The sequence below is a fragment of the Catenovulum maritimum genome (genome assembly GCF_001050375.1).
Lineage (GTDB): Bacteria > Pseudomonadota > Gammaproteobacteria > Enterobacterales > Alteromonadaceae > Catenovulum > Catenovulum maritimum.
Map to the genome: position 1 here is coordinate 17700 of NZ_KQ130489.1, position 22978 is coordinate 40677.

22 protein-coding genes are annotated in these 22978 nt (G+C 35.8%); 15 read left to right on the top strand and 7 right to left on the bottom strand.

Annotation, left to right across the window (positions count from 1 at the left end):
* Nucleotide 1 precedes the first annotated feature (1 nt).
* The 7 genes from XM47_RS09405 to kdsA all read left to right on the top strand — a co-directional run bounded on the left by XM47_RS09405 (nucleotide 2) and on the right by kdsA (nucleotide 8096).
* Nucleotides 2-886: a segregation and condensation protein A gene (locus XM47_RS09405; protein WP_342669142.1), complete on the top strand. Its 885-nt coding sequence runs from the start codon at nucleotides 2-4 to the stop codon at nucleotides 884-886.
* A 61-nt stretch (nucleotides 887-947) separates the two neighbouring features.
* Nucleotides 948-1436 (top strand): regulatory protein RecX, encoded by a 489-nt coding sequence (locus XM47_RS09410; protein WP_048691942.1) that lies wholly within the window; start codon nucleotides 948-950, stop codon nucleotides 1434-1436.
* Nucleotides 1437-1560: 124 nt separating this feature from the next.
* Entirely contained in the window at nucleotides 1561-4185 is a 2625-nt protein-coding gene (gene alaS, locus XM47_RS09415) for an alanine--tRNA ligase (protein WP_048691944.1), read from the top strand.
* A gap of 154 nt (nucleotides 4186-4339) precedes the next feature.
* On the top strand, nucleotides 4340-4534 hold the full coding sequence (csrA, locus tag XM47_RS09420; RefSeq protein WP_035013353.1) for a carbon storage regulator CsrA: 195 nt from the start codon (nucleotides 4340-4342) through the stop codon (nucleotides 4532-4534).
* Between the two features lie 167 nt (nucleotides 4535-4701).
* Nucleotides 4702-6237, top strand: a complete 1536-nt coding sequence (locus tag XM47_RS09425) for a DUF3369 domain-containing protein (RefSeq protein ID WP_048691950.1) — start codon at nucleotides 4702-4704, stop codon at nucleotides 6235-6237.
* Between the two features lie 108 nt (nucleotides 6238-6345).
* Nucleotides 6346-7134, top strand: coding sequence for a tetratricopeptide repeat protein (locus XM47_RS09430; protein WP_048691952.1), 789 nt, complete (start codon nucleotides 6346-6348; stop codon nucleotides 7132-7134).
* A 107-nt stretch (nucleotides 7135-7241) separates the two neighbouring features.
* Nucleotides 7242-8096, top strand: coding sequence for a 3-deoxy-8-phosphooctulonate synthase (gene kdsA, locus XM47_RS09435; RefSeq protein WP_216595980.1), 855 nt, complete (start codon nucleotides 7242-7244; stop codon nucleotides 8094-8096).
* An 18-nt stretch (nucleotides 8097-8114) separates the two neighbouring features.
* Here kdsA and XM47_RS09440 read toward each other — a convergent pair whose 3' ends face one another.
* Nucleotides 8115-8366 (bottom strand): hypothetical protein, encoded by a 252-nt coding sequence (locus tag XM47_RS09440; RefSeq protein ID WP_048691957.1) that lies wholly within the window; start codon nucleotides 8364-8366, stop codon nucleotides 8115-8117.
* Nucleotides 8367-8566: 200 nt separating this feature from the next.
* Between XM47_RS09440 and XM47_RS09445 the strand changes: the two genes are divergently transcribed.
* The 6 genes from XM47_RS09445 (at nucleotide 8567) to XM47_RS19120 (ending at nucleotide 12208) form a co-directional block, all read left to right on the top strand.
* Nucleotides 8567-9460: a transcriptional regulator GcvA gene (locus tag XM47_RS09445; RefSeq protein WP_048691959.1), complete on the top strand. Its 894-nt coding sequence runs from the start codon at nucleotides 8567-8569 to the stop codon at nucleotides 9458-9460.
* Nucleotides 9457-10071: an alpha/beta family hydrolase gene (locus XM47_RS09450; protein WP_048691962.1), complete on the top strand. Its 615-nt coding sequence runs from the start codon at nucleotides 9457-9459 to the stop codon at nucleotides 10069-10071. The genes XM47_RS09445 and XM47_RS09450 overlap by 4 nt, the downstream gene beginning before the upstream one ends.
* A complete protein-coding gene (locus XM47_RS09455; protein ID WP_048692204.1) occupies nucleotides 10058-10444 on the top strand; it encodes a DUF423 domain-containing protein in 387 nt (128 codons plus the stop codon). Before XM47_RS09450 ends, XM47_RS09455 begins: the two co-directional genes overlap by 14 nt.
* A 12-nt stretch (nucleotides 10445-10456) precedes the next feature.
* Nucleotides 10457-11506, top strand: a complete 1050-nt coding sequence (gene rlmM / locus XM47_RS09460; protein ID WP_048691966.1) for a 23S rRNA (cytidine(2498)-2'-O)-methyltransferase RlmM — start codon at nucleotides 10457-10459, stop codon at nucleotides 11504-11506.
* Nucleotides 11507-11565: 59 nt separating this feature from the next.
* Nucleotides 11566-11961 (top strand): hypothetical protein, encoded by a 396-nt coding sequence (locus tag XM47_RS09465; protein ID WP_048691967.1) that lies wholly within the window; start codon nucleotides 11566-11568, stop codon nucleotides 11959-11961.
* Between the two features lie 76 nt (nucleotides 11962-12037).
* A complete protein-coding gene (locus XM47_RS19120) occupies nucleotides 12038-12208 on the top strand; it encodes a hypothetical protein (RefSeq protein ID WP_154665750.1) in 171 nt (56 codons plus the stop codon).
* Nucleotides 12209-12487: 279 nt separating this feature from the next.
* On the opposite strand, the gene XM47_RS09470 is transcribed toward XM47_RS19120, so the two are convergent.
* Entirely contained in the window at nucleotides 12488-14989 is a 2502-nt protein-coding gene (locus tag XM47_RS09470; protein ID WP_048691972.1) for a PilZ domain-containing protein, read from the bottom strand.
* Between the two features lie 165 nt (nucleotides 14990-15154).
* Between XM47_RS09470 and radA the strand changes: the two genes are divergently transcribed.
* Nucleotides 15155-16513 (top strand): DNA repair protein RadA, encoded by a 1359-nt coding sequence (radA, locus tag XM47_RS09475; RefSeq protein ID WP_048691975.1) that lies wholly within the window; start codon nucleotides 15155-15157, stop codon nucleotides 16511-16513.
* Nucleotides 16514-16588: 75 nt separating this feature from the next.
* On the opposite strand, the gene XM47_RS09480 is transcribed toward radA, so the two are convergent.
* The 5 genes from XM47_RS09480 to XM47_RS09500 all read right to left on the bottom strand — a co-directional run bounded on the left by XM47_RS09480 (nucleotide 16589) and on the right by XM47_RS09500 (nucleotide 21973).
* Nucleotides 16589-16774 carry a CPXCG motif-containing cysteine-rich protein gene (locus XM47_RS09480; RefSeq protein WP_048691978.1) on the bottom strand — a complete coding sequence of 62 codons (186 nt, stop codon included), beginning with the start codon at nucleotides 16772-16774 and terminating at the stop codon, nucleotides 16589-16591.
* A 301-nt stretch (nucleotides 16775-17075) separates the two neighbouring features.
* On the bottom strand, nucleotides 17076-17939 hold the full coding sequence (locus tag XM47_RS09485) for a fructosamine kinase family protein (protein WP_048691980.1): 864 nt from the start codon (nucleotides 17937-17939) through the stop codon (nucleotides 17076-17078).
* A 90-nt stretch (nucleotides 17940-18029) separates the two neighbouring features.
* Complete coding sequence (locus tag XM47_RS09490; protein ID WP_048691982.1) at nucleotides 18030-18440, bottom strand: SufE family protein; 411 nt, start codon at nucleotides 18438-18440, stop codon at nucleotides 18030-18032.
* Entirely contained in the window at nucleotides 18437-19660 is a 1224-nt protein-coding gene (locus XM47_RS09495) for an aminotransferase class V-fold PLP-dependent enzyme (RefSeq protein WP_048691985.1), read from the bottom strand. Before XM47_RS09495 ends, XM47_RS09490 begins: the two co-directional genes overlap by 4 nt.
* A gap of 135 nt (nucleotides 19661-19795) precedes the next feature.
* Nucleotides 19796-21973 (bottom strand): putative bifunctional diguanylate cyclase/phosphodiesterase, encoded by a 2178-nt coding sequence (locus tag XM47_RS09500; RefSeq protein WP_048691986.1) that lies wholly within the window; start codon nucleotides 21971-21973, stop codon nucleotides 19796-19798.
* A gap of 362 nt (nucleotides 21974-22335) precedes the next feature.
* Here XM47_RS09500 and XM47_RS09505 point away from each other — a divergent pair, with 362 nt between their 5' ends.
* On the top strand, nucleotides 22336-22977 hold the full coding sequence (locus tag XM47_RS09505) for a TetR/AcrR family transcriptional regulator (RefSeq protein ID WP_048692205.1): 642 nt from the start codon (nucleotides 22336-22338) through the stop codon (nucleotides 22975-22977).
* Nucleotide 22978: the final 1 nt, after the last annotated feature.

A 22978-nucleotide genomic window follows, 5' to 3' on the forward strand; every position in this document is an offset into this window, starting at 1 on the left:
CTTGAATAGCGCTAAACAAAGAAAATCGACTAGTATGGTTCAAGCTACAGAGGCAACCCAACAGCCAATTCAACAAGAATTGGCTTTCGCTTATGTAAAAGGCGAGCGTGTTGTTAAGCCAGAAGACTTGTTTATTCCGCCTGAAGCGCTTGAAGTTATATTAGAAAGTTTCGAGGGTCCACTTGACCTGCTTTTATATCTGATAAAAAAACAAAAATTTGAAATTTTAGATTTGCCTATCTTTCAAATCACAGAGCAATATATGAGCTATGTGGAAGTGATGAAGGTCGTTAATCTGGAATTGGCTGCTGAATATCTAGTCATGGCGGCTATGCTAGCGGAGATTAAATCTAAATTACTCTTACCTAAAATCCATATCGAAACGGATGATGAAACTGACCCTAGAGTGGAGTTGATAAAACGGCTTAAAGAATATGAAGTTTTTAAAAATGCAGCACATGAAATAGATCAAATACCAAGAGAAGAGCGTGACTTTTTTTCTGTGACAACACATATTCCAGCGCAAGCTAAGAAGCTAGAAACTGAAACTCATGTGGATTTAAATGATTTAGTATTGGCTTTCAGTCAAGTTTTAAAACGGGTTGATAATTTTAAACATCATCAAATACAAGCAGAGGCTTTATCTACCCGTGAAAGAATGAGTAAAATTTTAGCTCAGCTAGATGATATTAATTACATAGCGTTTAATGATTTTTTTACTGTTTCTGAAGGACGGGCAGGTGCTGTTGTTACCTTTTTAGCCATTTTAGAACTCGTCAAAGAGCAGTTAGTTATACTCAATCAAAATCAGAGTTTTGCTGATATTTTTATTAAGAAAACCAGTGGTGATTCGACATGGTTCAATCCTAATATCGAGACTATTTAATCCAATTAACCAATCTATGTGTCGAGATAAAATATCAGTTTATGAGCAAAGTAGTGTGTGCATGAAGAAACCTAACCTAGATTTTTCAAATTTAACCGAAGCTGAAATAAAACAAAAAGCCATTAATTATTTAACTTGGCTGTTAGCTAGACGTGATTATTCTCAGTTTGACCTTAAGCAAAAGCTTCAACAAAAACAGTACCCAAGTCAAATTATAGAGGCGGTTTTGCTACTGATTGAAGAAAACGGTTGGCAATCAGATTTAAGGTATGCCAGATTACTGATGCGCACTAAAGCGCAATCTGGCTATGGCCCAAATAAAATCAAACAAATCTTCCAACAGCACCAAATTAAAGTCGACTTTTACGCCCTAGAGTTAGAATTAGAGATTTGTTGGCTCTCAGCATTAATAGATTTAAACGAGCGAAAATATCGGACGCCAGTTACTGATTTTAAAGAAAAACAAAAACGTTTTCGTTTCTTTTATCAAAGAGGCTACACCAGCGAGCAAATTCAAGACTTTTGGCAGCAACAAAGCGAACAAAATTAAACTCAGGGCTTAACTTATCAGTGTGTAATATGATACATTTCGCCTCCAATAATTAGGGCTCTTTTTGTAAGAGTTATCTCAAATCCCATTATTCCAGACCTATCTAGAATTACAGGAAGCCAACATGACAATGACAACTGCGGAACTTAGGCAGACTTTTTTAAATTTCTTTGCACAACAAAATCACCAAATTGTTGATAGTAGTTCACTTGTGCCTGCAGATGATCCTACTTTGTTATTCACTAATGCCGGTATGAATCAGTTTAAAGATTGTTTCCTAGGCGCAGAAAAGCGAAGTTATACACGCGCAACTACAAGTCAGAAATGCGTCCGTGCTGGTGGTAAGCATAATGATTTAGAAAATGTAGGTTACACAGCTCGTCATCATACGTTTTTTGAAATGTTGGGTAATTTTAGTTTTGGTGATTATTTTAAAGAAGAAGCTATCAGCTTTGCTTGGCAGTTTTTAACCCAAGAGTTGAAATTACCAAAAGAAAAGTTATGTGTAACTATCTATCACAATGATGAAGAAGCATTCGAAATTTGGAATAAAAAAATCGGTGTAGCAGCGGAAGATATCATTCGCATTGGTGATAAATCACCAGATAAAAAGTATGAATCAGATAATTTCTGGGCGATGGGCGATACCGGCCCTTGTGGACCTTGTACTGAAATCTTCTATGATCATGGTGAATCTCACTGGGGTGGTCGACCTGGCACGCCTGAAGAAGATGGTGATAGATTTATCGAGATCTGGAACGTTGTTTTCATGCAATTCAATCGTTACGCAGATGGCACTATGGAGCCATTGCCTAAGCCTTCTGTTGATACAGGCATGGGGATTGAACGTATTTCTGCGATTATGCAAGGCGTTCACAGTAATTACGAAATCGACATTTTCCAAAATTTAATTAAATATGTTGCTCAATTACTTAACGTTACGGATTTAGATAATAAGTCTCTTCGCGTTATTGCCGACCATATTCGTTCTTGTGGTTTCTTGATTGCTGATGGTGTGATGCCGTCAAATGAAGGTCGAGGTTATGTATTGCGCCGCATTATACGTCGCGCGATTCGTCACGGTAATCAATTGGGTGCTAATGAAGTTTTCTTTTATAAAGTTTATCAAGCTTTAATTGAGCAAATGGGTCAAGCATATCCATACCTAGAACAGCAAAAAGTTGTGGTTGAGCGAGTGCTTAAATCTGAAGAAGAACAATTCTTAAAAACATTAGATCGTGGATTAAATATTCTTAACGATGCACTCAAAACACTGGATGGCGAAGTCATTCCAGGTGATTTAGTATTTAAGCTTTATGACACTTACGGTTTCCCTGTCGATTTAACCAATGATGTTGCACGTGAAAATAACTACAGCATAGATGAAGCTGGTTTCGAAGCTTGCATGGCTGAGCAAAGAAAACGCGCGCAGCAAGCAAGTAACTTCGGCGTTGATTATAATGATGCGATTAGTACGGATACACAATCAAGCTTCACAGGCTATGAGTTAGAGCAGGATCAAAGTAAAGTTAGCGAAATTATCCTTGATGGTAAGCAAGTTGATTCTGTTGAAGCTGGAACCGATGCTTTAGTGATTTTAGAAAACACACCATTTTATGCTGAATCAGGTGGTCAAGTTGGTGACACTGGACGCTTAACACTTGATGGCCAAGATGCTTTTGAAGTTTCAGATACAGTTAAAATTGGTGATGCTTTTGCGCATAAAGGTCAAACTAAGTTAAAACTATCTATCGGTTCAACTTTAGGCGCAGAAGTCGATTCAGACCGTCGTCAAGCAATTAAATTAAATCACTCAGCGACGCATTTACTTCATTCTGCGCTTAGATTGGTACTCGGCGAACATGTTAGCCAAAAAGGCTCTTTAGTTCAGCCAGACAAATTACGATTTGATTTTTCGCATTTTGAAGGCATGACTGCAGCAGAGTTAGAAAAAGTTGAGTCATTAGTGAATGAAAAAATCCGTCAAAATAATGAGTTAACAACTAAGTTAATGAATATAGACGAAGCTAAATCTGCTGGCGCAATGGCATTATTTGGTGAAAAATACGACGATGAAGTTCGTGTTGTTTCTATGGGTGAATTTTCAACTGAACTTTGTGGCGGTACGCACGTACAAAGAACAGGTGATATAGGTTTCTTCAAGATTACATCAGAAGCTGGTATTGCTGCAGGCGTTAGAAGAATTGAAGCGGTAACTGGTCAAGCGGCTTATAACGCGGTAAAACAAGCTGAACAATCAATTGGTGAGCTAGCGGCTCTACTTAAATCTGATTCAGCAAGTATTGCCGATAAGTTAAGAGCTTTAATTGATAAGAATAAGAGTTTAGAGAAAGCCAACCAACAATTACAAGATAAATTATCAAGCCAAGCTGGAAGTGATTTATTAAGTAAAGTCGTTGAAGTGAATGGCGTTAAGCTACTGGCCGCGGAAATATCTGGCGTTGAAGCGAAAGCATTAAGAGGCACTTTAGATCAGCTGAAGCAAAAAGTGGGTTCAGGGGTGATTGTACTCGGCCTTAAAGGTGAAGATAAAGTCAACTTGATTGCAGGGGTAACAGCCGACTTAACTGCTAAAGTTAAAGCAGGTGAATTAGTTAGTAACCTAGCACAACAAGTTGGTGGTAAAGGTGGTGGTCGACCTGATATGGCTCAAGCGGGTGGTTCTCAACCTGAAAATCTTGCAAAAGCGCTTGAAAGTGTATCATCTTGGCTTGCAACAAAAGCTTAAAATAGTAGTATACATTGTTTGGTTTAAACCTTACTTTTAATAACTTTTGATATTTTTTTGTAAATTACTGGTTATTAATCAATTTTGAGCTAAATTTTAGCAAGTGGGTTTAACCGCTGTTGACGGTATAGGATTAGGAAAGGAGCTGCACAATATGCTTATATTAACACGACGTGTTGGTGAAACACTTATGATTGGTGATGAAGTTACTGTCACTGTTCTAGGCGTAAAAGGTAATCAAGTTCGAATTGGTGTTAACGCGCCTAAAGAGATTTCGGTTCACCGAGAAGAGATTTACATGAGAATTCAAGCTGAAAAAAACCAGTCTTCGGGTAACACCGAGTACTAGTAATAAGTTTGAATGATTAAATTATAAAATGCCGCTTTTTTAAGCGGCATTTTTTTTGGTAAAAAAACTATGTTAATTAAATTAAGCTTTTTATTGGCAGTTTAGTTTGAATCGACTAATTTTAATTAAAAGCTTTAGATAAATGCTTATAATTGAGGACGTTGAATATGCCAAATGACTTTTTGTTTTCGGACGAGGAAGCTGAAGACGAAATTGAATACGAATCGCAATGGAAAGTCATAATTGTTGATGACGAGCCAGAAGTCCACGCGGTTACCAAGCTAGCCTTAAGTGACTTTGTGTTTCAACATAAAAGTTTGCAGTTCATTAGTGCCTATTCAGGCGCGGAAGCAAAAGAAGTGATGTTGGAACATCCAGATGCTGCAATTATATTATTAGATGTCGTGATGGAAACGGACGATGCAGGTTTGCAAGTCGCCGAATTTATCCGAAATGAAGCTCAAAACCAATTTGTCAGAATTATTCTTAGAACTGGTCAACCGGGTCAAGCTCCTGAGCGACAAGTTATAGTTAATTACGATATTAACGACTATAAATCTAAAACTGAGTTAACAGCTCAGAAACTCTTCACTGTTACTATGGCTAGCCTAAGGTCGTATCGTGACATAATGGCGTTGGAAAAAAATAGAAAGGGCTTAGAAACTATTATTAAAGCCTCAGCCGATCTATTTTCAAACCATTCAATGGAAAGCTTTATCAATGGCATCATTCAGCAGCTCACTTCAATTATTAACTGCTCAGATGAGGCTATGTATGTGACATCACTAGTTGCAGATGATCATGGTGAAGCTGGAGAATTAGTTATCGTATCGGGTCAAGGCGATTTTTCTGAATTTGTCGGAAAGCCGGTTTTTGATGTTATCCAAGAAGATATGAGAGCCGCATTTAACCAAGCAATTGCAGAAAAATCTATCGTTTATGGTAAAGATTTTGTCGTCGCATTTTGTGAAAGCCATTGTGAGCATGGAGCATTATTGTATATTTCAGATATATCTGAGCAATTATCGGAAACCGATAGGCATTTAATCGAATTATTTACTCAGAATGTTCAAATCGCGTTTGATAATGTTTTACTAACCCAAGATATAGAGAATACGCAAAAAGAAATTGTTATGCGATTGAGCGAAGCCGTTGAATGTCGTTCTAAAGAAACAGGTAACCATGTAAAAAGGGTTGCTATGTACTGTCAGTTGTTTGCTGAGGCCTTAGGTTTGAGTGAAGAAGAAGTTGAAAACATCGTACTGGCTTCACCGTTACATGACATTGGTAAAATAGGTATACCGGATAATATACTTAATAAACCTGCTAAATTAGATGAGCTTGAGTGGAAAATTATGCAAACTCATGCTGATCTTGGCTATGAGATATTACAAGGTAGCAAAAGGCCTATAATTAAAGCCGGCGCTTTGATTTCAAGAGACCATCATGAAAGATGGGATGGAGCAGGTTATCCTGATGGTAAAAAAGGTGAAGATATACACCTTTACGGGCGAATAGTTGCCATTGCAGATGTATATGACGCTTTGAGAAATAAAAGGTGCTACAAGGAATCATGGAGCGCTGACGATACACTAGATCTCATTAAATCCGAATCGGGTAAACATTTTGATCCCAAATTAGTCGATGTCTTTGTTAAAAACTTTGATAAGTTTGAAGCTGTATTAAATGATTACCCGGATTAAGATTTTAGATAAAAAAAGACTATAAAAATTAGTTTGCACTGGCTCTTGATAAATGACGATTAGCCTCAATATATAGCAGGAGTTTGTTAGTTATTTTAGGGCTTTATTTTGAGTCAGTTGCAGTTACCAGAGCATAATTTAATTTTAAATTATTTAGAAAAGATCCAAGCCTATATTTCTTCTGAAAAGTACTCATCAATAATTAATAAATATCATGATTTATTAACCCAGTTTGAACTTAAATTAGTCGAAGATATGGATGATTTGGCAAAAGTTCAAGCACTATTAGATTTCTACTATTTAGAGCAAATATATAGTTTACCTAGTAAATCAGAGCAACTACTTGCTTATGATATCTCTAGGTTATTCGATACTCATTCAGGTTCTGAGTTCTTACTCGGTTTTTTATTAATTGATCTCTGTAATCAATTTGACATTGAAGCTTGTGCCATCTACGAAAATCAAAAAATCTTGGTTAAGATTAGGCTTGCAAGTGGGGAGTATATATTTATTAATCCGGATTGCGGTACTAGCCTGGATTGGGAAGAGGTAATTAGTTTTATCGGTCAAGACCATGATTTTACTAGCCCAGAAGATTGCGAAGGTTTTACTCAAGAAGATTTGATTGTAAGCCTTATTAGCTTGAGAAAATCTGAGTTAATTGATAATGGCCAATATCTAGAAGCGTTTAACTATATCGAGATTTTATTGGCTGAAGATCCAGACAATCCATATGAAAGAAGAGATCGCGGTTTCATATTACAACAATTAGAATGTGATAAATTTGCGAAAGCCGATTTTGAATTTTTTATTGAGAAATGTCCCCAGGATCCGGTTGCTGGCTTATTGAAATTACAAATCGAAAATATGCTGAACACTTATCAGGCAGAGCATTAAATTCTAATCTCATTTTTTATCATTTTATTAGATATTTAACTCATCAAATTTTCTTTGTTTCGTTAATTTAGTTATCATTAGCGCATATTTATAAATGAGAATAAATAATGAGTCAAAAATCTATTCAAGTTAGCTCTATTGAAGTTAACAATGACAAGCCATTTGTATTATTTGGCGGTATGAACGTGCTAGAGTCTCGTGATCTAGCGATGAAAATAGCCGAGTCTTATGTCGAAGTAACTTCTAAACTAAATATTCCATACGTCTTCAAAGCTTCTTTTGATAAAGCTAATCGCTCTTCAATTAATTCATACCGAGGGCCAGGTATGGAAGAAGGCTTAAAAATATTTGAAGAAATCAAAAAAACTTTCAATGTGCCTGTAATAACTGATGTGCATGAAATTGATCAGTGCCAACCAGTTTCTGAAGTTGCAGATGTTATCCAATTACCAGCATTTTTAGCTCGTCAAACAGATTTAGTTAAAGCTATGGCTGCAACAGGTTCGGTTATCAATGTCAAAAAACCACAGTTCATGTCTCCAGAGCAAGTTAAAAACGTAGTTGAGAAGTTTGCCGAAAGTGGGAATGAAAAAGTTATATTATGCGAACGCGGAAGCTGCTTAGGTTACGACAACTTAGTTGTTGATATGTTAGGTTTTCCAGTGATGAAAGAAGTCACTAATGGTAGTCCAATTATTTTCGACGTAACTCATTCGCTACAATGTCGTGAGCCGGGTGGGGCAGCATCTAGTGGTCGAAGACATCAAACAGTTGAATTAGCTCGTGCGGGTATGGCAACTAAAATTGCAGGTTTGTTTATGGAAGCGCATCCTGATCCAGATACAGCTAAGTGTGACGGACCATCTGCTTTCCCATTAGCTAAGCTAGAAGCATTCTTAAGTCAAATTAAGGCTGTAGATGACTTGGTTAAAAGCTTTGAGGTAATTGATATTCCGCGTTAAGCGAAACTATCAAAGCTTTTATTCAGCGATGATAGTTTCGGCTGGCGTCGCTGTTTTGGTTTTTTGAATAACAGCTTTATCTAAATTTAATTTGAATGTGTTTTTAGAATTTAAGTCTACAGCAATTTCTTTGATTGCACCTTCTGATTGAGTGAACAACTCAGATTTTGCTTTACTTGCTAATTCTTTTTTAGTGAATTCATCTGCTACAAGATTTGTTGAAAATATTAAACTTGTTAATAAGACTGTTTTGATTTTACTTTTAAACATATTTACTCCTACGCTGTTTTAACAGCTAATATATTTTTGAAATTTAATTTCATAATTATTTAACAATTCGCCAAGTTCTCTGTATCTCTTCATTTACTTGACGTTTGATAGTATATATTTGTGTAATTAAATTACAATTTAGAAAATTATTAAGTCTCGCATTAGAAAAACTAATGTGAATTTTTGAGTTAGTGATAGTTATGAAACGAATGCCACCCCTTAATGCGTTGCGTAGTTTTGAAGCTGCGGCTAGGCATTTAAGTTTTACCAGTGCGGCAAATGAGTTGTTTGTTACCCAAGCTGCTGTGTCACATCAAATTAAGTCACTAGAAGAACACCTAGGTTTAAAGTTATTTCAGCGTCGTAATCGCAGTTTAGTGTTAACAGAAGCCGGTGAAAGCTACTTTGCTGATATACATGAGGTGTTTCAATTAATTCAAGATGCGACTGAAAGGCTATCTTTTAATGCAGAATCGGGTAATTTGACGGTTGGTGTACCCCCTAGCTTTGCGATTCAATGGTTAGTACCAAGGTTGTCTTTATTTTCTCAAATATATCCTGATATCGATGTTAGGATAAATGCGGTTGATATGGATGAAGGGTCACTAACAGAAGGTGTTGATATTGCTGTTTATTTTGGCCAGGGGCAATGGTCTGGCCTAGTTTCAAAACAACTTCATACAGAGTATTCGACGCCAGTCTGCTCACCTTATTTGTTAGATAATAACAAGCCTTTAAATTCTTTAGAGGATTTAAGAAAACATACTTTGCTGCATGATAAAAGCCGTAAATATTGGCGTTTATGGGGCAGAAAGATAGGACCTAAGAACTTAGATGTTAGTCATGGCCCCATCTTTAGTCATTCTTCCATGGTGATTCAAGCGGCTGTGTTAGGTCAAGGGGTCGCACTTGGGCAAAGTGTATTGGTTAGACCTGAAATAGAATCAGGCCGTCTTATCGAACCATTTAAAGATAGAGTTTATTCAAAAGATGCTTATTACTTAGTGAGCAGAGACCAAGACCAAGCAGATCCTAAGGTGATTGCTTTTACAAATTGGATTTTAGACTTAATAAAACAAGAAGAAGTGATATGAATCAAGAACAGGCTAAAGCTATATTAGTATTGGCCCATGGTGCAGGTGCGGGGAGTCAATCCGAATTCATGCAACAAATATGTAATAAAATTACAGAAATTTCTAACTTTGAGATCAAAGTTAGGTTATTTGATTTTCCATATATGCAACAAATAGCACAAACTGGTAAAAAACGACCGCCAGATCGTATGCCAAAATTATTGGAAAGCTTTCAAGCTCAAGTTGCACAGCTTAATTCTAACATCCCAGTGTTTGTTGCGGGTAAATCTATGGGTGCCCGTGTTGCATTACAGGTACATAATCTAAGCGATAAAATTTCGGGCTATATTGCTTTAGGTTATCCGTTTCATCCTGTTGGTAAATTAGATAAGTTAAGGCTGGAAGGATTAGACGATTTTTCAGGTAGAGGTTTAATCATTCAAGGTGAAAGAGATAGCTTTGGAAATTTTGATCAAGTTCAAACTTATTCACTTTCATCTGATATAGAGCTTTGTTGGATTGAGAAAGCAGATCATAGTTTAAAGCCTTTGAAATCGACAGGTATTAGTCATGACGAAGCACTTAACACGACAGCAGCTAAAATAATTGAGTTTATTTATGCCAATATTTAATCGAATACTCTTCGCTGGTTTTTTCTTTGGGTTAACCGCTGTTATTTTAGGTGCTTTTGGTGCGCATGCGCTGAAACCTATGTTAACAACCAAAGAGATGGAAGTTTTTGATACTGCCGTTAATTACCAATTTACCCACGCATTTGCATTAATCTCCGTCGCAATTTGCTATAGATTAACTCAATATAAACAACTTAAGCTTGCTGCAATTGTTTTCTGTTTAGGTATTCTAGGGTTTTCAGGCACACTATACTTATGGGTGCTGACAGGTAAGAAATGGTTAGCCATGCTAACACCACTAGGTGGTAGTTTTTTAATAATGGGTTGGGTTTTACTAATTATTTTTGCCTTTAAATACCGCCCAAATAAATAATAGAAGATGCTAATGAGTATATACGTATTATATTGCCGTGCAGGCTTTGAAAAAGACTGTGCTGCAGAAATTCAAGCAAGATCAACAGATGTTGAAATGTTTGGCTTTTGCCGACTTAAAGATAATCAAGGTTTTGTTGAATTTGAAGTGTCTGAACCTGAAGCAGGTTTATTATTTAAAAAAATTAAACTTAGAGATTTAGTTTTTACTCGACAATGGATTCGCTTGATCGAAAAGCTGACTGATTTACCCGAGAAAAATAGGCTATCGCCAATTCTTGATGTGATCGCAGATAATAAATATGGTGATCTAAGACTTGAATATCCTGATACTAATTCAGGCAAAGAAATTGCTAACTTTGCGAAAAAATTTACTGTGCCTTTGAGGCAAGCTTTAAAGCAAAAAAATCAATTAAAAGATAAACATTCAAAAATCTTACATTTATTCTTATTTGATTCGTCCAATATCTGGATTGGCATAAGCTACCAGTCAAATAATAGTCCATGGAATATGGGCATTCAAAGGCTTAGGTTTCCTTCTAAAGCACCTAGTCGTTCCACTTTAAAGCTAGAAGAAGCATTTCATCATTTTATTCCTAAAGATGAATGGCAAACACGATTGGCTTCTGGTTTACAAGCTGTTGATTTAGGAGCAGCGCCAGGTGGCTGGACATATCAACTTGTGCAGCAGAGCATGATGGTCATTGCTATTGATAATGGTCCTATGGCTGAAAGCTTGATGGAAACAGGCCAAGTTAGACATTACAGAGAAGATGGTTTTAAATTTGAACCTAAGAAAAACCAGATTTATTGGTTAGTCTGCGATATGGTTGAAAAACCAGATCGGGTAGGACAGCTCATGTGTAAATGGGTTATGAACTCTTGGTGTAAAGAAGCTATATTTAACCTCAAATTACCGATGAAGCAAAGGTTTCAAAATTTAGAAACGGTTCGAAATGCTATGCTAGAAACACTCTATACATCTGGTAAGCAGTTCAGGTTAGAAATCAAACATCTTTACCATGACAGAGAAGAAGTAACTTGTTTATTAAGAATGGTATAGCTTTAGCTATTATAAAGCTTGTCGATATATAAGTATCCGTTAGCAAGACAGACATAATTATGATTTCTACATCTTTTAAAAAATTAACAAGAACTTTAAGTTTATTTTGTTTATGTCCATTGTTGATCATGTGCACAGACGAAAGAAACTATGCTTCTGTTGCACTATTAAAAGATGTAGATCGTGAAATGGCGCCACAGTTTGTTAAAGGGGTTTGGCGTTATCGTGGAGCTAGGGCAATTGACAAAGGAATCGCCATTTATATTCAAATTCCTGACAGACTAGATATATCTGCTTCTCAGCACAAAGATTATATTATACAAACGATTTGTCCGGACCGTGACCATGATGAGTTTTGGCAAAAATTAACTCGTTATGATTTGTTTATCCGAACCTACAATTATGTCGATCGTAACTATATTGAGGCTAGGTGCCCGAGTAATTATTCGCGTTAAATTATGCTAATTACTGCTTAAGTTTTTATTAGCCTTAACGATATAAATATAGAGTATATCTATAAAGGCTAAGAAAATGAAAAGTGTCATTGTGCTAGATAATAATCAATTTGATTTGCCAGAACGTCCGGAAGATGATGTAAAAATGATTTCCTCAGTTATTGGCCAGCTTCAGGATTTAGAAGGTGATATCTCTAAATTAAAAAATTTTTATAAAGATCAGCAAAAAACTCAATTCAATGTTTAACCACAAGTAAGGCTATTGATTCGGTAGTCAGCCTTGTTTAGTCTTTAGATCCTTAGTAGAAGCCTAAGTTAACCTAGGCTTCTACTTGAGCTAGGCGACTTATATACACTTCTATTAATCATCCACTGACACAAAACAATACTATCTTGAAGGACTTGCTCTAAATTACAAAGTACGGGTGCTTATTAAATACTTATGCGTTTTTCGTAATGTCACACTTACACTAAGGTTTGTCTAGTTCACTAGTAAGTCTCTCAAGTACTACAATTAAAATGTTATTTAACTATGCTCATGTCTAAGCTTTAATTGTTGTTCAATTTTGTCAGCAGGGAAGTTGAATCGAGTCATGGTTTCTTCAGTATTATCGATAATGTCACCGACACCTGTTACTGACCAGAGTTCTTCTTCTAAACTCTTAGCTTTATGAATTGCGTACTGACTAACATAAGCAAGCTCTTTAGCGATAAACTCAGTGTCTGGTCGACCTGTTCTAGACAAATAAACCCTTAAACTGAAAAACATCATTTTGGGCTGAATCGATTTTTGTATGAAGATTTTTCTTGCCGCTTCATTACGAATTTCATGAGCAAGTATCGATTCAAACCTGTCTTTTTCATTACTTTCACTTAGCTTGCAACGGACATATAAATCTTGGTACAGGGGTTTAGAGTGCCGCTGTAAGCGGCGAAGCATATTGATGATGAAGCTATTTAAATAGTTTTGTCTGAGTAGAATATAAAGACTATGTTCAGTCTCACTACTTTCGGTCGACAATAAATCGACAACTGGGTTAGGGATGTGAGAATAACCTATCGTTTTAAGATCGTGTCTAATACCTTGTTTGTGAACGAAAAACCCAGTATTTAAGACTCTTTGAGCATAAATGTTTCTGAGTGCTTCAGCCAAGCCAGGTATCACATGGCCTAAGTTTGTGGTTTTTAAGCGACTAATATTTTTATCTATTAGTTCATCGAAGAATTGCTTGCCTATATGATTTGTGCCTCTTTGTTCGTATAAGCGAAGATTGACGACTGTTTTGGCTTTATTTAAGCCAACCACTTCATACTCTAAATTTTTTAACTTAAATTTAGAAGATATCTTCTGTAACTCAGGTAAAGCTATTTTTATAATTTTAGATTTTTCTAGATTTAATGATTCAGGAAACTCGATTTGCATGCCACTTGAAGAAAAATCTCTGGTAATACCGGTTTTATCAAATAAATCAGAGCTAATGACAACTTGAGTTTTATAGATAAAGCGGGTCTCAGATCTTAAATTCACATATTTTATCGCAATATCTTCAACTAGCGGTATTTCCTCTGATTTACTATGGCCAAATACTTGCAACTTGTTTACTTGAGAAAGATCTATTTCAGTGTTTTTGTAGGCATTTTGTCCCTCTTCGTCACTAAAGTCAGATAGTAATGCAACATATCTTAACTGACTAATGTGTTTCATTACTCTAGCCGAAGGCGGCTTATTCCATTTTTTTGCTTCTTCAGATGCATTATCGGGCAAGGTAAGTGGCAAGAATGATAAGTTTGGATCGATATCTATCAGTTGTATTTTATAGACCATCCAATTGGGTTTATTTGCGCCAAAACCTAAATATAGGGTTTTTAACTCGGGTGATTGGTTTAATTCGTCAATCGTGGCGGAATAAAAAAAGATTCTGCCTTTAGCAATGTGAGTAAAGCAATATAAAAGACCTTCTTTAATTCGACCTGGTTTTTGCTTTAAGTCTTTAATTCTTTTATCTGTCAGTAATTGACCTAAGCAATTGACATTAGATTCGTTCAGCCAGTGCCGGATTATGTGCTTGTTGTTGTCGTTAGACAGCATCATAGCTGCATTGTATTCACCTTGCTCATTTTCGTTAATGAAGATAGGTAAAGAATTGATCCGAGGTAAATAGAATTGCTCGTAGCCTTTAGTAATCACAGCGTCTACTGTGTTATCTAGATTTAATTTATATCTACGTTTGTTGCCATTGATAAAATTGTCTAAAAAGTCATCAAAAGAGTCTGTAGTAACATCATAAGTTCGTTTACAGCGGGCATAAATGAAGCCTTGTTTTTTTTCTATTCCAACCACTTCATATTGAATTTTGTCTTTAAGTCCTAAAGCAAAATCTTTTTCGAGCCCTGTATATTGAAGATAAATTAACTGTTTTTTCTCTAACGGGTATTTATCATTTATTTTTAAACGGCAACCACTTACAGACAAATCTGTGGTAACCGCTCGAACAATAGTTGAAATGCCTAATTCTATATCAACAGCAATTGCGTAAATCATACGCTCTTCAACTCTGACACCTCTATTACCAAAGAGTACGGCTTTCGCTGGATATTGAACTGAACTAGTTGCTTCTTCTGTAAAAGTAGATGCTTTTAGTGGACGGGATGGATTTTTTTGCCTTTGTTGCATCACCCGGTAATTATTTTCAGCATTTAAAACGTCTTCATAAACACCAGTAGAATATAAGCCAAAAATTTTAATTCCCTTTTCGAACTTTTTAACGCCAACATCATCTAGATAATGAGTGATACCTTGGTAGTCATATTCGCGACAAATGCCATCTACATGACCTCTCAGGTCTAGCCTGATTTTACATGGCGATGATAATCGTTTGAGCTCCATCTTGATTAAGAATCGTTTGGGTTTTGGTATGTCTGACGCAATAGAATTAAGTACGCTGTCTAAATCTTCCGATTTAGACACTGGTTTTAATTTTTCAATTATGGATGCGTAATCTTGTAATGCTGGGTCTAATTTTCTCATTTCTTGCCAGTTTTAACCTATTTTCCAATTCTGGAGGTTTTTTGATAAAACGCTGATTTATATAATTATAATAGTAATCCATTATTAAACATAATTATCGGTCAGATAAAATATAAGTTTAATGTAAACTAGTAGCAAGAAAGAAAATTAATTTGGTAGAGATAAATGGCAAAAAGTAAGTCGGCATGGGTATGTAATGAGTGTGGCGCTGATTATTCTAGATGGATGGGTCAGTGCATGGAATGTAAAGCTTGGAATAGCGTTATTGAAATGCGTATTGCTAAAGACACTAAGGCAGAAAAATATGCAGGCTATGCTGGACAAACACACGCCAAAATCGAAACCTTATCTAGTATAGAAGTAAAAGACCTACCAAGGTTTTCAAGTGGTTTAACTGAGCTTGATCGAGTGTTAGGTGGGGGTATAGTGCCCGGTTCTGCAATTTTAATTGGTGGGTCACCTGGCGCCGGGAAAAGTACTATGTTACTGCAAACTATGTGTTTTTTAGCGCAGAATATGTCAGTACTTTATATTACGGGTGAGGAATCCTTACAACAAGTTGCCATGAGAGCGGAAAGGCTTGGTCTACCTAAAGATAAATTGCAGTTATTATCAGAGACAAATATTGAAAATATCTGTGTACTTGCTAAAGAAGTTAAACCCAGTGTGATGGTGATCGACTCTATTCAAGTAATGCATTTACCTGATATACAATCTGCACCAGGGAGTGTTGCCCAAGTTCGAGAATCCGCGGCAGTATTAACTCGCTATGCTAAACAAAATCACGTATCGATTTTTATGGTTGGTCATGTCACTAAAGATGGCAGTTTAGCTGGACCTAAAGTACTGGAGCATTGTATCGATTGTTCAATTTTACTCGATGGCTCAGAAGATAATAGATACCGAACGTTAAGAAGTCATAAAAATAGATTTGGTGCGGTTAATGAGCTAGGCGTTTTTGCCATGACAGACAAAGGCATGCGTGAAGTTACTAACCCATCTGCTATCTTTTTAACTCGAGACGAATCCGTATCATCCGGCAGTATTGTTATGGTAGTTTGGGAAGGGACTCGGCCTTTATTAGTTGAGATTCAAGCACTGGCTGACACTTCTCAGTTGGGTAATCCAAGGCGAGTCGCAGTTGGTATGGATCAAAATCGCTTATCTATGCTGTTAGCTATTCTGCATCGCCATGGTGGACTTCAACTAGGTGATCAAGATGTGTTTATTAACGTTGTTGGTGGTGTTCGTGTGACTGAAACCGGCGCCGATTTAGCTTTATTGCTGGCACTTGTTTCTAGCTTTAAAAATACAACGTTACCTCAAGAATTAATCGCATTTGGCGAAGTCGGCTTATCTGGTGAAATTCGCCCAGTGCCGAATGGGGTTGAGCGGCTAAAAGAGGCTGCTAAGCACGGATTTAAAAAAGCGATTGTGCCTAAGCAAAATGTACCAAAGCAAAAAATTGAAGGCATGGAAATTATACCTGTAACCAAACTGGTCCAAGCTTTAGAAGCAATTTAATCGGCAATTTATGAGTAGAGGTGCTTTACTTGAGTGAATCAACTTGTGCAAACAAGCATTCACTCAATTTTAACTTTACTCAGCTTGGATTTGGAATTCCAACTTTTCGGCGCTCTCGTTAAGATGGAACATAATGTGTATTGCATTGCAGCAAGCGGGACAATCTTCGAAATAGTCTTGGTCTCCATTTGAATCATCTAAAATCACATGAATATGATGGCCGCAGTGCGGGCATTCAGTCGATTGATCTTTTAAGTTCATCTTTATATTCCTATTAATGAATGAAATAAATTTAGCTAAAAACTATATTTATAAACCCGAATGTAGGTAAGTTAACTTTATGAAATTATTAACTATAGTTTTAGATGCTCCAACCAAAAACCTTATATTTATATCATAGCTGCTGATTTGAGATTTGATACTTTGTTACAAACTTTGATAGGTTTTAAAGCTGATTTTTGTGCAGCATAATTTACACAATTAATTGGAGGGTGTAAGACAATCAAGCGGTTTTAAGCGGAAACAAAATAACTAAGCTAAAGGTGAAATACAGACGTAAAGCTTAGAACTGAGCAATACATTTAAGCATAGATTTTGCCTGATTTAGGTAGCTATCCCCAAATAAATTCACATGATTAAGAATATGGTAAAAGTTATATATCTCTTTACGTTGATGGTACCCAGCGGATTCTGGTATTTTAGAATAATAGCCTAGATAAAATTCATCCGGAAAAGTACCAAATAGTTCAGTCATTGCTAGATCAACTTCGTTATCACCATAGTAACTAGTGGGGTCATAAATAAAAGGTTGTTGTTGATGAAAACCTATATTGCCTCGCCAAAGGTCACCATGTAGTAAACAAGCTTGAGCTTTTCTTGGTTTTAATAAATTATGAATAACGGCAACTATTTCATCTATGTCACCCAGACGAATGCCTTTATCTGCTAATAGTTTTAATTGATAACCTATTCTTTGTTCGGAAAAAAAACTAGCCCAGTTTTTATGCCATTTATTCGGCTGTAATGTATTTCCTATGTAATTATCGTCTTCAAAACCAAACATAGCCTGTGCAGAATTTAGATGCATCTTGGCTAACTTCTTTCCGGCTTTTTCCCAGTCGCAACCTTGTTGGTCATCAAAATTTAAATAATTTAAAACTAAAAATGAATGGGCTTTAGATTGCTCAACGCAGATTACTTTAGGGCAGGAAATTGAGTCTGTATGTTCAATTGTTGATAGGGCATGGGCTTCACAATTAAAGTTATCAATAAATTGAGTCTTATTAACTTTAACAAAAAACTGAAATGTCCCATCAGAAATTAGATAGGCTTGGCTTATGTCGCCACCTGATATACTTCGCTTGTCTTTAATAACAAAATTGAGGTTTAAACTATCGGATAAAGTTGCTTCGAGTTGATGCCACATAGTCAGTCCTAATTGCTAAAGCCTAGCTCAAGCATAGTGTTTTCTACATTACTAAGACTAGTGCTAGATCAAATCAATGCAAGTTAATTTCTATCTAATAGCGTGTTTTTTTATTTGAGCCTCAATTGACTTAAGTCCATTGGTTCTGGATTCACTGAAATGGTTAGCTAAACCTAGTTGATTTAAATAAATAGATAGATTGAATTCGCTGACATACTGTAAAGTTTGTTGGTTTAATGCAGCTTGAAGTAAGTATAAAATCCCGCTCATAATTCGTGCTTCACAATTTGCAGTAAAATTAAACGTATTTGAACAATCAAACTGCATCCAGACATTGGTTTCGCAGCCATCAATCTTTTTATCATCCGACAGATTTTCAGGAGCTATTTTTTCGAGTTTTGCTGCCAATTTCATTAAATGTCGATAACGGTATTCCCAACCATTTTGCTGCTGGAAAAAATCAATAAGGCTTTGTGCTTGCTCTGAATATAATTGGGTCATAAAAAGTTTTCTAAATCTAAAAGTGCTGCGATTAATTTATCTATATCTTGTTTGTCATTATAAAGAGAAATTGATACCCGAACACTGCCATCTTGATTAATTTCATTAAATAATGGCATAGCACAGTGCTTTCCAACTCTAAGTGCGATATTCATTTGGCTTAAAATTTCAGACACATCACTCGGATGCCAATTTGAAATATTAAATGATACAGCACCAACTAAATCATGCTTAGCTAAAATACTAAGGTTTGGCACTTGTTGCAGTTGGTGTAGCAAATAGTCTATTAATTGAGATTCTCGTTGCCTGACTGTATCTGTCTGTATTTCAGATAGGAAATCGACAGTGGCACCTAAGGCGAAAACAGCTGCAATATTGGGCGTACCTGCTTCAAATTTGTACGGAAGTTGATTGAAGCTTGTTGCCTCAACACTCACTTGATTAACCATTTCGCCGCCGAAATGAAATGGATTAAGCTGTTCTAATCTAATCTGCTTACCATATAAAACCCCTATGCCAGTACCGGCAAACATTTTGTGACCAGAGAAAAAATAGAAATCTGCATCTATTTGTTTTACATCTAGGTTTAAGTGGCAAACTGCTTGTGAACCATCAATGACGCACAGTGTTTCAGGGTTAATTTCTCTAGCTATGCTAATGGCTTCTTCAATTGGTTGTTTAACGCCTGTGGCATTCGCGACATGCGCTAAAGCAAGCACTTTCGTTTTAGGGGTTATTAAGCTTTCAAGGTGGGTTAAATCAATTTTGAGATCATCCGTTAACCTGACGATTTTTAACTTCAAATTGAGTTTAATACACATTTGTTGCCAAGTAACAAAGTTAGCATGGTGCTCGGTGATTGAGGTAATAACTTCATCGCCAGAACTAAATTGATTAGATAATGAGTAAGCAAGTAAATTAGCGGCTTCTGTTGCCCCTTTAGTCCAAATGATTTCTTTACTCGAATCGGCATTGAGCCAGTGAGCAAGTTTCTGCCTTACTTGTTCAAATTGATTGGTATTGGCTTTTGCGGTTGTGTGACTCGATCTATGAACATTTGAGTGCGATCGACAATAATACTCATTTATTGCGGTTAATGCGGGCTGACAAATTTGAGTTGTGGCGGCATTATCCAAATAAGTTAAATCAGGGTTATGTTTAAAAAAAGGGAAAAATGATTTTAAGTTAGCCGTATTTATTTTGTCGTTTTGCAATGCCAAGACCCACTACTAAAGTACTTGGGCTGTATTCTAATATAAAATTGAATCAGAAGCGTAAAAATCACAGTTAAATATATAATAGAGCTAAATAAAGCTTAGGAATAAAAAGTCTTAGCTAGGGCTAAATCAATATAGCTATGACCAGTTTTCATCATTTAAAAATGCTTGGGTTAGTGTATCTGCAGATACAGGTTTGGAGAATAAATAGCCCTGTAGAATTTTGCAGTCTTTAGCTAATAAAAATTCAGCTTGGGCTTGGCTTTCAACACCCTCAGCTATGATATCTATGCCTAAGTTGTGGGCTAAATCTATCACGGCTTCAACAATTGCGAGATCATCAGCTGAACTAGGTAATTGTTGGACAAATGATTTATCAATTTTTAATGTATCGACAGGGAACTGCTTTAAATAAGTTAAAGATGAGTAACCAACACCAAAATCGTCAATCGCAAGTGAGCAACCTAAATCAACGATTTGTCGCATAACACTTTCATTATGTTTCACATTTTCAATAAATACTTGTTCGGTTAATTCTAGCTGTAAACATGCAGCTGAAAAATTTTGTTTTAGGTATTCCGTTCTAATCGTTTGATACAAATCATCAGACTCAATTTGGCGTCCTGAAATGTTAATCGCCATGGTTAAATGATTAAAGCCCATTTCGTGCCATAATTTTAATTGCTGGCAAGCCGTTTCAATAATCCATTTACCTAAATTAATGATAATGCCAGACTCTTCAGCTAACGGAATAAATTCATCAGGTGTTTTAATTTCACCTGTAGTTGGATTTATCCAACGAATGAGAGCTTCAACACCAATATATTTTTTTGTTTTATAGTTTATTTTAGGCTGGTAGTAGAGCACAAACTCTTGGTTTTGAATGGCGTTTCTGAGTGATTTTAATAATGAAATTCTGTCCGCGATTAAACTATCTAGGTGAGAGTTGTAACGACATATCTGATTTTTTCCTTCTCTCTTAGCTTGTGTTAATGCGCTATCAACATGCTGAAGTAGTAACATTTCTGATGTGGTAGCAATGTTTTCAATGGTGAAACCTATACTCGCACTGGTGTGAAACTCATAACCATCAATTTTAAATTTAACTTCCAGTAAACACAGCAATCGATTAACTAAACGACTAATCGTGATGTTGCAATCAGCATCATCAATAAATATAGCAAATTCGTCACCACCAAAGCGGCATAAAAAACTGTCAGATGTACATAATTTCTGGATTCTCGATGTTGCTTTTAATAGCAATTGGTCGCCTACCTTATGTCCGAGTAGGGTATTGATATCGGAAAAATTGTCTAAACCAATTAAAATAACCGCAACATCTCGGTTAATTTTATTTGCTAGTTTTTCGATTAATAATTCTTCAAAAGCAAAACGATTAGGCAAGGTAGTTAACACGTCTGTTTTCGCGTTTTTTATTAAAGCTTCTTCTGTTTGTTGGGTTTTGTGTATTTGAAGTTTTAAATTTTGGTTTACTTTATTCAAATGTTTACTGTAACGGCGAGTTAGCTTATTAAACCTAACAAAGCTTGCAAAAAATAATGACAAAATGAAACCGACTAAAAGTACCCAATTTGCTTCAGTATTTGCTTTATTAGATAACTTTTTAGGGGTTGGCATAATCGAAAAATACCACTGATTATCTAAAATAACGCGCTCAAAAATGATTTGGTGTGGTGCAGTAGATATGGGTTTGACTGATATAGAGACGATAAAACCATCGTCATAGGCTGAAGAAATAAGAGACGCATTCAGTTTTTTGAGATTGATTAAAGCGCTCATCGAACCTAAAAATTTGTCTTGATCTTTAACGGATACCGAAATTAGCAGTGTGTCCTGAATTGTTTTTAAATTTGGTAAGGGATAACTAAACCAAGATTTCTCAGATTCTAACTTTTTAAATTTTTGCAGTAAGCTAGATGAATTTTCAAACTCGTAACCAATCAAATTTTGGTTGCTAATTAATGGTTGAACCCATTCAATCACAAACTTATTATTTACCCAATATAAACCATCTATAAAGTCATATTGTTGGCTTATTTGTGCTGCTTGCTGTTGCCATTTATGGGCTTGAGTTAAATCAGAACTTATCCAAATGTTCGACATCCATTGGTACAAAAAAAGTTGTTGTTCTAAATTGAATTTAAACTGTTCTTCAATTTGTTTAAGTTTTGCACTTTTTTCGAAGAAGATAGTTTGATCATTTTTTTTGTTGAGCAGGTGAGAAGTTATCAAGGTTAATAATATGCAGGCTATAAAAGCATAAATAGATGATTTAAATTCAGAGAATCTTTTCATTGAAAATAAATAGAGCCTTGATAAGTAACATTTAATCCAACGGGATTGAATGTAGCAAAAACGATTACTTTTATTCTAGGATAAATATTTAGTTTTTAATAATCAAATCTTTGCTTATTTTTGTTTGAGTTTGTATCAATTCATTTTTATCTATTATTCGTTACGAATATTCTTAAAGTTTAAGCTAAAATTAAACCGTGTATTGTCATTAAAAGCTGTAATTAACCTCAAATTTATGCGGCTGTTCCTACATACAGTTTATGTTTAATAAATTTGTTAATAAAATGATAAGCTAAATTTGACTATTGCCAGTTTTAAACATAAATTTAAAACGCTTGTTTGAATTTATGATAGGTGAGCATTTGGCAAAACTTGATACCAAAACCAAAATCTTGATACACGCTGAGAAGCTGTTTGCTAAGCAGGGATTTAATTCGACATCGCTTCGCGAAATTACAACCGAAGCAGAGGTTAATTTAGCTTCGGTTAACTATCATTTTGGTTCAAAAAAAACATTAATTCAGGCTGTTCTTTCTCGATATTTAGCGCTTTTTATGCCGCAACTTATTAAAGAGCTCGATCAAGCCGAAAACAACCTAGCCTCTACAGTTAATTGCTTTTTTAACGCGCTAAGAATATTGGACACAATAAACTCTGACAGTGCTAAAAATTTTTTGATGTTAGTTGGCAGAGGATACTCAGAATCTCAAGGCCATTTACGGCGTTACATACAATCAAGTTATGCCCAAGAACTTAACCAAATTTTTGAACACTTTAACCGGGTAACGCCTCACTTAAACAAAGAAGCGCTATTTTGGCGTTTACATTTTTGTCTAGGTGCCATGGTATTTACTATGTCCTCAAGTTCTGCCTTATCTGAAATATCAGAATCTGACTGGGGCGCTAGCATAAATGTAAACCATTTAATGCAAAAGCTCGTTCCATTTATTAATGCAAGTTTAGCTACTCAAACCCAAATAAACCTAACTCAAGGTGAGGTGTAAC

Excerpts from the sequence above, each read along its gene's own strand:
- XM47_RS09410 (WP_048691942.1), top strand. The coding sequence starts at position 948 with ATGAAGAAACCTAACCTAGATTTTTCAAATTTAACCGAAGCTGAAATA.
- XM47_RS09490 (WP_048691982.1), bottom strand. The coding sequence starts at position 18,440 with ATGACCCAATTATATTCAGAGCAAGCACAAAGCCTTATTGATTTTTTC.
- XM47_RS09470 (WP_048691972.1), bottom strand. The coding sequence starts at position 14,989 with ATGAGAAAATTAGACCCAGCATTACAAGATTACGCATCCATAATTGAA.
- XM47_RS09425 (WP_048691950.1), top strand. The coding sequence starts at position 4,702 with ATGCCAAATGACTTTTTGTTTTCGGACGAGGAAGCTGAAGACGAAATT.
- XM47_RS09480 (WP_048691978.1), bottom strand. The coding sequence starts at position 16,774 with ATGAACTTAAAAGATCAATCGACTGAATGCCCGCACTGCGGCCATCAT.
- XM47_RS09485 (WP_048691980.1), bottom strand. The coding sequence starts at position 17,939 with ATGTGGCATCAACTCGAAGCAACTTTATCCGATAGTTTAAACCTCAAT.
- XM47_RS09465 (WP_048691967.1), top strand. The coding sequence starts at position 11,566 with ATGATTTCTACATCTTTTAAAAAATTAACAAGAACTTTAAGTTTATTT.
- csrA (WP_035013353.1), top strand. The coding sequence starts at position 4,340 with ATGCTTATATTAACACGACGTGTTGGTGAAACACTTATGATTGGTGAT.
- radA (WP_048691975.1), top strand. The coding sequence starts at position 15,155 with ATGGCAAAAAGTAAGTCGGCATGGGTATGTAATGAGTGTGGCGCTGAT.
- XM47_RS09455 (WP_048692204.1), top strand. The coding sequence starts at position 10,058 with ATGCCAATATTTAATCGAATACTCTTCGCTGGTTTTTTCTTTGGGTTA.
- kdsA (WP_216595980.1), top strand. The coding sequence starts at position 7,242 with ATGAGTCAAAAATCTATTCAAGTTAGCTCTATTGAAGTTAACAATGAC.
- XM47_RS19120 (WP_154665750.1), top strand. The coding sequence starts at position 12,038 with ATGAAAAGTGTCATTGTGCTAGATAATAATCAATTTGATTTGCCAGAA.
- rlmM (WP_048691966.1), top strand. The coding sequence starts at position 10,457 with ATGAGTATATACGTATTATATTGCCGTGCAGGCTTTGAAAAAGACTGT.
- XM47_RS09450 (WP_048691962.1), top strand. The coding sequence starts at position 9,457 with ATGAATCAAGAACAGGCTAAAGCTATATTAGTATTGGCCCATGGTGCA.
- XM47_RS09440 (WP_048691957.1), bottom strand. The coding sequence starts at position 8,366 with ATGTTTAAAAGTAAAATCAAAACAGTCTTATTAACAAGTTTAATATTT.
- XM47_RS09500 (WP_048691986.1), bottom strand. The coding sequence starts at position 21,973 with ATGAAAAGATTCTCTGAATTTAAATCATCTATTTATGCTTTTATAGCC.
- alaS (WP_048691944.1), top strand. The coding sequence starts at position 1,561 with ATGACAATGACAACTGCGGAACTTAGGCAGACTTTTTTAAATTTCTTT.
- XM47_RS09445 (WP_048691959.1), top strand. The coding sequence starts at position 8,567 with ATGAAACGAATGCCACCCCTTAATGCGTTGCGTAGTTTTGAAGCTGCG.